The 12,613-nt window shown below is 57.4% G+C and carries 7 protein-coding genes; 2 read left to right on the top strand and 5 right to left on the bottom strand.

Annotated elements, in window-relative coordinates:
- Window positions 1–100: 100 nt before the first annotated feature.
- Window positions 101–1,012 (bottom strand): GDSL-type esterase/lipase family protein, encoded by a 912-nt coding sequence (locus tag SH410x_RS20630; RefSeq protein WP_473670391.1) that lies wholly within the window; start codon window positions 1,010–1,012, stop codon window positions 101–103.
- A 201-nt stretch (window positions 1,013–1,213) separates the two neighbouring features.
- On the opposite strand from SH410x_RS20630, the gene SH410x_RS20625 reads away from it, so the two are divergent.
- Complete coding sequence (locus tag SH410x_RS20625; RefSeq protein WP_473670390.1) at window positions 1,214–2,572, top strand: Gfo/Idh/MocA family protein; 1,359 nt, start codon at window positions 1,214–1,216, stop codon at window positions 2,570–2,572.
- A complete protein-coding gene (locus SH410x_RS20620) occupies window positions 2,569–3,486 on the top strand; it encodes a 3'-5' exonuclease (protein WP_473670389.1) in 918 nt (305 codons plus the stop codon). The genes SH410x_RS20625 and SH410x_RS20620 overlap by 4 nt, the downstream gene beginning before the upstream one ends.
- 113 nt (window positions 3,487–3,599) lie before the next feature.
- On the opposite strand, the gene SH410x_RS20615 is transcribed toward SH410x_RS20620, so the two are convergent.
- From SH410x_RS20615 to SH410x_RS20600, 4 genes are all read right to left on the bottom strand, one after another.
- Window positions 3,600–4,613, bottom strand: a complete 1,014-nt coding sequence (locus SH410x_RS20615; protein ID WP_473670388.1) for a glutamate--tRNA ligase family protein — start codon at window positions 4,611–4,613, stop codon at window positions 3,600–3,602.
- Window positions 4,614–5,006: 393 nt separating this feature from the next.
- Entirely contained in the window at window positions 5,007–6,653 is a 1,647-nt protein-coding gene (locus SH410x_RS20610) for an alkaline phosphatase (protein ID WP_473670387.1), read from the bottom strand.
- A gap of 458 nt (window positions 6,654–7,111) precedes the next feature.
- Complete coding sequence (locus SH410x_RS20605; protein WP_473670386.1) at window positions 7,112–9,166, bottom strand: alpha/beta hydrolase fold domain-containing protein; 2,055 nt, start codon at window positions 9,164–9,166, stop codon at window positions 7,112–7,114.
- 381 nt (window positions 9,167–9,547) lie between these two features.
- Window positions 9,548–11,929, bottom strand: coding sequence for a peroxiredoxin family protein (locus tag SH410x_RS20600; RefSeq protein ID WP_473670385.1), 2,382 nt, complete (start codon window positions 11,927–11,929; stop codon window positions 9,548–9,550).
- Between the last annotated feature and the right edge of the window lie 684 nt (window positions 11,930–12,613).

Here is a 12,613-nt window from a genome sequence, read left to right as displayed (position 1 = left end):
ATAAGTGGCCGAACGCTCTGCGGTCGGAATGGCCGGCCGCGGAGCGTTCGACCACCATTTCAAACAGTAATTTTCCGCTCGTTCCGAACGCAATGCAAACCTAGTTTGCGTCGACTCGGGTACCGCTGACTTCGCTAGCTTGCGACGTGTTCGCGGAACCGGGGTTGCCCAACACTTCATCGAGACGGCGACGGATGATGTCCGCCCAGAGCTGATATCCAGGTTCATTTTGATGGAGTTGGTCTTGGCGGAACAGTTCCGGCCGCGCCTCGTCTTGGCTGTCGAGGTAGTACTCTGCCGTGCTGATGAAGGACACCCCAGGGTGAGTCAGGGCAACCTCTCGCATCATCGCGTTGAGATCACGGATTTGTGGCCAGACACCCCACCGCGATGGCGTGGGGGTGACCTCGACCAGCAGCACTGGCGCGTCGGGTTGATGCTTGTGGGAGACCTCGATTACGTGCAGTACCATTTTTCGCACCGCGTCGACCGATCGGTCCTCACGCGACCCGGTAATATCGTTGGCAACGAACACCACGAGGGCGCTGTATTGGTGGGGGGTGACCAACCGCTTAGCGAACACGACCAAGTCGCTGTAGCGGGCACCACCATAGCCCCGGCGGATGATCGGGTAGGGCGCCAGCATGTCGGCGGCATCCTCCCACAACCGAATGCTGCTACTGCCCAGGAGCATGACGGCATTCTCTGGATCGCTCTGCGTGCGGTCGAGCCGGTCCAGACCAGCAATCTCTTGCTCCCACCGGCGCGCCGCTTTGGCTCGATCGGTCGGTGAGAGAATCCCTTCCAGCTCCGCATCGGTGGCGTTGAGCGAGGAGGACGGCGATTTTTTTTCTTGGCCCATAGCCTGCGACGATGCGCCCACCGACAGGACAAACATCGTTGTCCACAGCGTCGTCAGCACGGCGAGAGAGCGTAGCGGCAGAGAACGTGCCGATGAGACCCGCGGTAGGGGGTTGGGGCTATCGAAGCCGAAGTGAGATTGCGTCGTCATGGTGGAAACGCTCGGTGGATGGTTGCTTGGATCTGAAAATTGCGAGATCAACTCAGGATACCCGCGAGAAATTAGTTTGGTGTAGAATAACAGACAGCTTCGTCTGAGTGGCCAACATCGAGCGGGTGTCTGTTCCTGACAACACTTGCCGCGGTCGCTCATCCCGCCTCACGTCCTTCCTTCGCCTAAGCGTGTAAATTTATGACAAATCAACAGAGTAATCCTGAGTCGCTGCCAACGAACACCAATGAAAATCGACGTGATTTTTTACGAAACCGAGTCGCGACCTCGGCGATTGCAGCTTCGACACTGGCAATTTCATCCGGCGCATCTGCTGCCGAAGCAACTAGCGAAAAAGCACAAGGTTCCGACTCCAGCGAACCCATCCGGATCGCATTGGTTGGCTGCGGTGGCCGGGGTACCGGAGCGGTCAATGATTCGCTGACCATCAACGACAACATCACATTGGTCGCTTTGGCTGATCTCGACATGCAAAAGTGCGACCAAACGCGTCGCGGGATGAGCAGTCGACACGGCGACAAGGTGAACGTTGCCGACGACAAGATGTATGCGGGATTGGATGCGTACAAGCGAATTCTTGCGGACCCGGATGTCGACGTCGTCCTGTTGGCCACGCCTCCCGGTTTCCGACCTTATCACATCTCCGATGCCGTTGACGCGGGCAAGCATGTCTTTGCCGAGAAACCGTCCTGCGTCGATCCCGCTGGCTACCACGTTTGTTTGGAAGCCCATGATCGTGCGGTCGCCAATGGCACTGCGATCGTGACAGGAACGCAGTACCGCCGACAAGCCAACTACATCGAGGCCGTGCAGAAAATCCGCGAGGGGGCGATCGGGGATATCGTCAGCGCCACGACACGCTACTGTTCGAATTCCATCTGGTTCAAAAACCGCAAACCAGGCATGAGCGACCTGGAATACCAACTCTACAACTGGATGCACTTCATTTGGCTCTCGGGCGATCAAATCACCGAGCAAGCCGTCCATAACATCGACGCCATCAACTGGGTGATGGGATCGCCACCGGAATCGGCCTACGGTGCCGGCGGCCAATTCACTCGTCCCGAAGGCAGCGAAATGTGGGACAGCATGTCGTTGGACTACGTCTACCCCGGCGACCGCGTCGTATCGTTCATGTGCCGGCAAATCCCGAACACGCAGGGTGACAACGGGAGTGTGATTTATGGGACCGAGGGGGACATGCATATCGCGGCCATGAGTGGTGGATCACGAATCATCGATCGCCAGGGCAAAGAAGTTTGGTCGGCAACCGGTAGCATCTCGGACGCTTACAAGCAGGAACACAAGGACCTGATTGATTCCATCCGCGCTGGTAAACCAATTGTGGAACTGAAAGAGACTGCCAACAGCTCATTGACCGCCGTCCTGGGCCGTTTGGCCGCCTACACCGGTCAGAAAGTCACGTGGGATTTTGTCACCGACAAGTCAACGCTCGACCTCTTTCCGAAGAACATGGCTACCGAGGGAGTCCCACCCTCCGAAGGCTGTGCCATTCCAGGAAAAACGAAACTCGTATGACCGATGCGAATCGTGACGCCGTCGCGCATTTGATTTTTGATGTCGAGAGCATCGCCGATGGAGAGTTGATCGCCGCTGTCCGCTACAGTGGCGAGAAACTGTCTGCCGAAGAGGCCGTTGCTAAGTACCAAGCCGAACGGTTCGAACAAACCGGATCGACGTTCATCCCGCACACTTTTATGGTTCCGATCTCGGTCGTGATCGCAAAAGTGACCGCGGATTTTCGGCTGCTCGACATCAAATCGCTCGACGAACCCCAGTTTCGACCGCATGTGATGACCAAGCATTTCTGGCAGGGCTGGGAAGCTTATCACATGCCCCAGTGGGTGACCTTCAATGGACGGTCTTTCGATATCCCACTGATGGAATTGGCGGCGTTTCGATTCGGGTTGTCGATTCCAAAGTGGTTTGATGACAGCGGCTACAAGTCCCGTCGGAATCGTTTCAGCACGGGGGCCCACTTAGACCTGCAAGAACTACTGACCAATTTTTCCGCCGCCCGTTTCAACGGCGGCTTGAACCTCGCCGCGCAAACGCTCGGCAAGCCAGGGAAAATGGGACTCAGCGGTGACCAGGTCCAGTCCTATTATGACCGTGGCGACCTCAAGGCGATTAGCGACTACTGTCGCTGCGATGTGCTGGATACCTACTTCGTTTTCCTGCGGAGCATGGTGTTGACGGGGCGGGCGAGCCTCCCGCAGGAGACCGAACTGGTCGGCCAAGCCAAAGAATGGATCGAGCAGCAAGCCACTGGCTGTCAAGCCTGCGCCGACTACATGGACCATTGGTCGGAATGGAAGAATCCATGGCAGCATGACGAAGATGAAACCCTTGCAGCGGCCACACGGGCCACTCCCGAGCCAGCAGCCGATCCCGAGTCGAAAACGTTGCCGAGCGAAGCGACCCCCAAGTAAGGAAGAGTTCATTGGGCGCGCCGTTCGCCCAGGGTGTGCGGGCCCCGTAGTGCAACAACACACTTTCGTATCCATACGTCACGTTGCTGCGATACATCGCACCGACAGCGAATTCAAGGATACCGCACCTGCTCTCGTGCCAACCGTGACCAGTCCAATCGCTCGATCATTTCATCGTGCCAGCGCCGGACGCCCCAGGTGGCGGTCTCTTCCGAACCCGGCAAATATCCCGGGTTGCTCATGGCTGAACGGGCAGCCCAGGCGATGATTGACTCCGGTGCAACGTCTTGATCGCGGTACTGCGACAATCGCGTGTCGCCATGACGTTTTGCCAAACGACGCCCGTCTTCGCCGACAACCATCGGCACGTGGGCGTAGTGGGGGGGCTCGGCATCGAGATATTCGTAGATTTGCAGTTGCCGGAAAGTGCTCAACAGCAGGTCGTCGCCGCGGACCACTTCGCTCACACCCGCGTCAATGTCGTCGACAACAACGGCTAGCTGGTACGCGGCCACGCCCTCTTTACGGGTGACGGGGAAGTCGCCGATCGCGGTGGCCGGGTGGCAGTGGACGCGGTTGACGACGAGGTCATCGAAGCATTGGGGGGCCGGGGCGATGCGGAAACGCCAGCAATAAGTGCCGGGCTCGGGCAGTGGATCGCCAACGTGCCAGTCGCTGCAGGTGCCAGGGTAAATTGTCGACTCGGCCGTGATCGTCGACTCGTGATGGTGTGCGGGTGTCGGTCCCTGGGGTGGTCGTGTCGATTGCTCGTGGGGCGCCGACGACGCCGACTCGATATCCGTCCGGGTGCAGGTGCAGGGATACACTCGGTCATCGGCGATCATGCGGTTGAGCACGGCTTGGTACCGGTCTGTTCGCTGCGTTTGGATGATCGGTTGGCCATCAAAATCGATCCCCAGCCAAGTTAGATCTTCGATGGCTTGATCGGTGGCCCACGGTTTGACGCGGGGTGAATCAATGTCCTCGATGCGGAGAATCAACTCCGCGCTCTGAGCTCGGGCGCTCCAGTACGCGAGCAAGAACGTGCGTGCGTTACCGAGGTGTTGGGCGCCGGTCGGGGAGGGAGCCAAGCGGCACACCGGTGATCTGTTTGCAGGTTGGGTCATGGCGGCATCGTACCAGAGCGTCGTTGCTCGCACCGGAGCGAGTCTACGAAAGGGCCGGAGAAGCGGTGCGGCGTCCCGCTCATGCATTTCGGGCAATCCACTCGGGCGGTGTTGGATATCGTGATGGCGCCAAAATCCAACATGCTGGATTTACTCACGAGGTGCCCGGATGGATCCAAGAAACTGCAGTTGTTCTCGGCGAGCGAGAACAACTGCGTTTTGTAAGTGATTGAGGAAAAACCACTTAGGGGATCCGGGGCAGTGAAGATGTCGCGAAGTACTAGCACGTTTGACCCCGTTGAGAACGGGTTTTTTGTGCTCGCGGGGAATTGCGGGAGAAACCCCCGTCACCGCGAATGACGCTCTCGTCGGATGTGCCCTCTCAATGGCAACCTACTGGTCGAGTGGTTGAGTCAATGCTTCGGGACGCACGAGGTTGAAATAGTGTCCGTGGTCGGCGGTTAGAATCAAGGCGGTATCGTCCCAGCCACCGTTTTGTTCAATCCACTCGACGACGGCTGCGAACGCATCGTCGCCGCTGATCACGGCGCCAATCGAATTGTCGATGTTGTTGGAGTGGTTCGCCCAATCGACGTCTCCCGATTCAACCATCAACCACCAGCGATCGCTTCGCGACTCGAGCACCTCCATCGCAGCAACCGCCATGTCGCTTAGCTTGACGTTTTCGACCAGATCCGCCTCGCTGTAGACCTCCGCCTTTTCCGGCTTGGGATTGCCAAAGCTGACGACGGGATCGTAGTTGCCGTCGGCGGTACGGAACGGCAGGTGACCGCCTTGGGCACCAAAGAAACCGAACAATCGGTCGCCACCGGTTTTGGCATTCTCGACGGCCGCGTTCAGCACTTCGTGACCATCAACACCACTGGTGCGCTGAGCCACGATGTACTTGCCGCCGTTTTTAACATCGATCGCTTCCAAATCCTCCGGCGCGAGATAGCGGTTACCCGGGGCAAAGTTTTGACCCTGCGAGCCATCTTTGTCCAGTTCCATTCCCCATCCACCACCGATTAGCACATCGACGCCTGGCAGACCGCCGGGATGAAAAATTGACGGACGACCAATCAGGTCCCGCGTCAAATCTTGATAATCATTGCGATGAACATTGTTGGCATAGGCACATCCAGGCGTCGCGTGGCTGATCGGAACGCTCGTTACCACGCCCACGGCGAAGCCTTCATCTTGTAGTGTTCGTGCGATCGGCAATGCCTCACGCCCCATCGAATCGACATTCATTGCCGAGTTGTAGGTTTTGATGCCGCTGGTCAACGAGGTCGCCGAGGCAGACGAATCGGTGTAGGCCTGTCGGTTCTGTTTGCTTTTACCAATGGGGTAGTCCGCGTCCATGATCCGGCTCCAGGGGGCGTCGCCGCCCAAGCTGGGGTCATAGCCACCACGAACCTTACCGTCGGGATTGACGACGGATTGCTTGTCGACACTCACATTGGTGCCATCATTGTGCGGGCTGGTCACGCAGTAGCCGAAGTCGGTCGTCACGCCACGATAATCTTGGAAATGCAAACCTTCGCCGCGTCCTTGGTGGTAGCCAACGCGGTTGGACTTTGCAATCGCCGCCAGTCGCGTGGTGTCCCAATCCATGCCGTCGAAAACGAACAGAATAACTCGCTTCTTGCCTGATTCGACGGATTGTTTCTGTAGTCGGTAGACGTCTGTTTGGTCAAAGTACTCCGCATTCGGGTTGAGTGTTTTTTCAGGCAGATAGCCGTAGAGATTCTCGATGGCCGCCGCATCACGATAGAGGCTATTCTCGCCACCGACCGCCGTGAGATCGATGCCAAACGTGTAGACCGGAATCAACCGATTGCTATGCGTTTTCCAACTTGAATAGGTGTCTGGGTTGGGGCCCCAATACCCCCAGTCCGCTTTTCGTGTTGCAACAGCATCCGCTTGCATCTTCGCGATAGGATCCGGGGACTGCGCGAGTGACGAACTTAACGACGTAACGAACGTCGTGCCAATCAGGAGGGCGAACAGGGGTGTTAGGTGCGAGTAGCAACGCATGGTGGGTCCAAATAGCGTACGGTGGGAGGGTGTTGGTGGGGCACTCTGGGGCCGAGGAAGCCGGCAAAGCGATTGATGTTCAGCGTCACGCTCGAAACTCTCGGCGATCGTAGACGCGATGTTGGTGTTCTCGATCGTCGGATGGGAGGACGCCCGCCTTCGGGTGGGGCAGCCGATCTGCCATGAGAAAGCCCCACAGCGACGAACACGCCTGAAATGATAAACGAAACAGTCGAGCCATTGTGACTCTCTTGTGGAAAGCATTTATCGGCTCAGTGGTCATGTCGCTGTCGCGGGACAATCCGCAAACCAGAAAAGGATTATCGCCCGCCGAGGGGCTTTTTACAATCACGATACTTCAGAACAGCTTTCGCGTGAGAGAACCGGGCATTGGTGGGGAGGTCGGATGGGTTGAGCGGTCCAGGCTAACGGCGGCGTGCTCTTTGCGTGCCTAATTTCTACTGATTCACTGCGATCTTCAGAATACGAACCGCGTGGCCTACGCTGGCTTCGTGCTTGGTTTTCGCAACTCGGATTTCGACGCGGTGTTTGCCTTGATGTAGATCGGCGTCGAGCATCACGGTGCGGGGGTAGTGCAAGCCTTTACTATAGTTGTGGTAGAGATCCAACTCTCGCGACTCGCCGCCGTCGATCGAATATTCGATGACTCCGGCATCGGGACCGGCGAGGATGAATAGGCCGATTCCAGTCCCGGTGAAATCGATCGAGCACTCCGAGCCGACTTCGGTACTGCACAGGAGCGGCCTGTCGCTAAAACGATCTCGTTTGGATCCGGGCAGGCTCGCCCAATCGGGTCGGTGGACAACCCAGCCTGTGCCTCGTTTCGCCGCGGTGGGAGGCAGCATCTTTCCGCGGGTGTAGCTGTTCTTGTCGATCTGCTTTGTCAAGCGATGCGACGGCTTGCGGGGGTGATCGGCAATCGGATCCGACCAGGCTGTATCGAGTAGGTCTGCGATCATGTCCGCTGCGAGGCGGTTGCCTGGTTCTTTGGGGTGCGTGCCGCCGTACTGTTCCCATGACAGTGTGCCCGCCGTGATCCGCTCGGCCACTTCGCGGGCCAGATCGATCGAAGAGACACCGTACTGGGCTGCCACATGTTCGTGAGACCCCATGCTGGTTGGCGTTTCGCCATTCTGCAGCTGCTCTAACATGGGCGGGTTCACGAAGTGAGTGACCACCATGTCGAGTTGGGGAAGAGCCGTACGTGCATGTCTCAAGATGCCCTCCATACCGCGAACGCATTCACGCGCCGCGTGCGAGGCATCTTGATCGTCGTTCACCGCGAACTCGACAAACAACAGATCTGGCTTCGCTGACAAGACCTCCTCATCCAAGCGGAACGCACCCGTGGTAGAACAGGTGGAACTGATTCCGGCGTTGATGAACGTGAACTGCGTCTCCGGGAAGCGGGCTTGCAGGTCGGCCTGGACCATCACGCGGTAACCGTTCATTTCGGTGATCGATCCGCCGAGGAATGCTACCGTGCCCCGCTTGTCGTTCTCGAAGGCATTGCGAGAGTGATCGAAATGGCTTCGGTAGTGCACGTTCTGGGACTGGGGCACTGCGATCGCGGGAGGAGTTTTCAAGTAGCCCAATGACTGAAGGAACGCATGGGTTTGCGAAAGCGTCAACGGATAGTACTCACCGGGTTCGCCGCCGCGACCGTAATTGAAGAAACTATGGGTGGCGTGCGGGTAGCTTTCGAGCTCGCATCGGTTGCCCGCTGCGGTCGCAAGTTCCGTGTAGCGTTTTGCCGTCAGGAACGGAACGGTCGTGTCGGCTTCGCCGTGAAAGATGATCGTTGGCGGGAGTCCAGGATGAATGTGGTGGATCGGCGAGATCCGCTGTGCAGGCACGCCGGTGCGTGTGGCAATGCTATCGAACTTGTCAGTTCCATCATCATTTCGTCCCATGCTGATGTCCTCGAAGGGCGCCAGTACCAAGGCAGGGTTGAACAGTACCAATGCGTCGGGCACGCTGCTGGTTTCTTCGGACGCGGATTCGTTTGTTGTCGACGTGCTCAGTGGCTCAACCACTCCGAGGCAGGCTGCCAAGTGACCTCCAGCGGAGCCTCCGCCAGCGGCGACGCGTTGGGGATCGACGCCCAACCGTTTGGCATTTTGTCGAACCCAGCGAATTGCTGATTCGGCGTCTTCGAGTGACTTGTCCGCCAAGGTCCCGTTACGCGAGCTCACGCGGTAGTCGGCGGTCATTGCGACCATTCCCTGCGATGCCAGATAGCGGCAATGCTGCTCGAACTGAGCTGGATTACCCGTCGTCCAACCGCCACCAAAGAAAAACACGATCGCGGGGCTCGAGTCATCGGCCTGGTGACCGGGCGGATCAAAGATCCATACTTTCATCTCGACATCATCGATCGTTTTGTACGTTTCCGCTCGGGCATCATCGAAGGTCGGTGGATACGCGGCCGGTTGGCCGAACGCAGGCGACGACAGGAGACTCAACGCAAATAGGATAACAATTCGGTGCATGGCTCTGGACTGGATTCGATTGGATTGGGTGGGGGCACGACTCACGTAAGTCAACGCATTATTCTTGAAACGCTTCTCAACGTTCGTGTTCGGTCAAGTCTCGAACTGTTTTTGCGACCAATCGGGCAATGATCTGGTTTCGCCTCTGGCGACGGATGCACACCATCGGCACTCAACCAAGCGGGTTGATCCGCTAGTAAACGATGCAAATCAACCGCTGGAACCTGTCCCGCCTTGGCAACCCGTAGTGCCGTCTGGCGATGCGATTCAAAATGGATTCGGAAATGAAATTCTGAATGCGACGGTAGGGGGCCAGCATATCCTAACGGTCCCAGTAGAGCAGCTTTTCAATGGCACTAGGGTAAAAGCGTGGACGGGCACCTATTCGTTTTTGAGATTGAGCAGACGCTTCGATTCTTCGAGTAAGAAGTCAGGGTCCATGAACGGTTCATAGCCGATGTCTTGCCATCGAACGCGGTCTTGCGAGTCAATCAAGAACGTCCCGTGCAGTGGTTGGCCTTCGAAATCATCCCAGCATCGATAGGACTTGAAAGCGGTTTGGTCACCGTCTGAAAACAGCGGAATTGAAATTTGCTTGTCAAACGCGTTGATTCCGCTCGCGAGCGTTTCAGTATCCTCTGTACTGATCGCGACGATCTCGATGCCTGCCTCACGAAATGCCTCGAGCTTGGGTGCGAACGCATGCAGTTGTTCCATGCAGTGCAAACATCCGAACCCCAGATAGAACACCACGAGTCTCGGGCGACCACTGAATTGCTCTGCGCTCGTGGGCGTGCCCTCGGCGGATTTCGCGTCCCACGTCGGAGCTTGATAGGGTTCCCAACGCAACGGACCGAGGGTATCTAGAACCGGGCGTTCGCCTAAGTCTTTTGCAGGTTCACTCTTCGTTCGCCAATCTCCTTCGATCTCGAGGGCCGTGGCGACGACGGAAACCTGCTGCAGAAGCGGCGAATCCAAGTCGGCGTCACAGGCAAGTGAACGAAGCGATTCAAACTGCTTCTTCGCCTCGTCGCGATCACCATTTCTCCAAAGCAGATCGACCAAGATCGCTTGCGGTCGCACCTGTCCCGGGCGTTTCTTGACTTCTTGATTGACGATTTCAAGCGCCGATTTCAGGTCGCCTGCGTCCGCCAGGAATTGGGCTTGGATCAGAACGTCGAGCTTCGCCTCTTTCGCGAACTCCTTGACTTTCGATGGCTCTTTGCGGTGCGCCGCGGCGGCAGCGGACGTTCGCGCGATCACGCGGCGCAGTTTATCTCGATGCTTGCGGACTTCGTCGGCCGTCGTTTTGTGCGTCGCTTTTGCATCGTCTTCGGGTGGGGCATCGTCTTCCGCCGCAGCACCGTCTTCCGCTGTAGCATCGTCTTCCAGTGTTGTATCGCCCTCTTGATTCGCACCGGCGTCCTTTGATTGGGAGGCTTCGTCGGCGAGGTCGAGCAGGGTCAGCTCCAGTGCAAGCCGCCGCCGCTGGAGTGTTCGTCGTGTACTCGCCCCGTCGATTGCATTGCCGGTTTGGAACTGAGCGACTGCGAGCCATCCGAGCCACTCCTCTTGAGCTTCCGCATTGGATGTCGGAGGCAGAAAGTAGCCGTCCGACTCACTGACTAGGTCGTCCCACAATCCAAACTCGCTATACGTCTGGAGCATTCGCTCTCGCCCATACTGATAGCTACCCTTTTTATCGAGTGAGTTGTATTTGGGATGCTGAGGAAGCGAGATAAGATTCTGGCATTGTTCGATCGCGTCTTTGACGCGTCCAACGAATAGCAAGTTGCGAATCAGCCACTCGTTATTGTGAGCAAAGTTGTGGATTTGGTCGGGCATCAATCGTGCTCGCGTGATGTGAGCGTGATCGACTCGGGCCGAGGCTTCTTGTTGCCATGCCGCATCGGCGTAGCGGTTGAGTTTGGAGTAGATATGTCCTGGCATGTGCCACATATGAGCCACTCCCGGCATGGAGGGCCCACACTTGGCCGCCGAATCGAGACCGAGTTGTGGGCGTGCCGAGTCCCACAGATGGATGCGATAGTGATGCACGGGGTGCGTCGGATCGATTGCGAAGATTTCGCTCATCAAAGCGTCCACCGCGAAGCGACTCGCAAGTTTGACACCTTCACGATCGCTGAGCCAAATTCGCAACACAAGAAACGCCTTCGCTTCGATGTCTTCTGGAAAGTCGTAAAGGATCTTCTCCATATCCGATAGACAACGTTCCGCACGCTTCTTTTTCGCCTCAGCATCATTCTTGGGTGCCTTCTCGCCGAACGTGGGCAAGTAATGATCGAGTGCCTCGATATAAAGTTTTTCACGCTTGTCGGCATGCTCGCCGACAAGTCGTTTCGCTTCATCGATCATTCCTCGAGCTCGTTTGGGACTGTTTGCGTTTGCCATTGCCATGCCCCAGTAAGCGATCGCGAGATTGGGGTCTTCTTTGAGCGCCTGACGGAACGAGCGTTCGGCTTCTAGATACGCGAACCCATGCAGGAAAGCGACGCCCTGCTCGAAAAACTGCTGAGCCTGGTCGTTCTCGGTCGACGTGGGAAATTGGATCTTGGCGAGTCCAGGGACGATCACTGCCGCTTGCCGTGGACCTTCGTTAAACGCTTCACCGTGGAAGCTGTGCCCCGCGTCAATCGCGTTCTCTTCAGTCGTGGTTTCGTCCGTCGGTTCGGCAGCCAACAGAGGGGACGGCGAAAGGAAAATCAACGCAACAGCGACAAGCGAGAAAGTTTGAAACGGCATGGTGGGGCAAGCGGAGGGAGGAAGGCGGCATCTGGACGTCATCATCATCGAGATGGGGCAACGACCAAACTGCGGAGCACGGAGGCGGGCAGGGTAAAATGTAGCAGTTTAGTCGCTGAGGGATGGGATTTGGAAGAACTTGCCGCGGCAGTCGTCGTGGGCATCCCATCCACTCCCGTCGGAATCGGGAACACGTTTAGGAACGAGCGGAAAACATGTGGCCGAACGCTCCGCGGTCGGAATGGTCGACTGCGGAGCGTTCGACCACAATTTTAGACAGTAATTTTCCGTTCGTTCCTCAGGAAGGAGTGAGGGACTCGCGGTCGAACGCTGTGCGCATTCTCTACCTGCGTTAGGACGCCGAGAAAAGGTCGAGAATGCTGCTCCACCGAGTTTGACGATGGGGTTTCGCATCGGTGAGCCAGGTGTGCAGGATTTTCGCGGCGTGGCAGTGGCACCCAAGAAGCTATGCACCCACCGCCAGACGCGAGAATCCATTGACGGCAGCCCGGGGCGAGAAATGCCTAGGCGAGAAATCCCGGGGCGAGATATTCCCCGGTGAGGTTTCCCTCGGAAGGTTGCTGCGAGAGCAGAGCTTGGTTCCGCTTCTCCCCGCGTTCCACGATCACATCAACGCGACGGGAACATGAGCACGTCCGGAGAATTATTTCGGTTTCTCAGCCG

Source organism: Rhodopirellula sp. SH410 (assembly GCF_055811895.1).
This window is presented reverse-complemented; position numbering and strand designations above follow the sequence as displayed.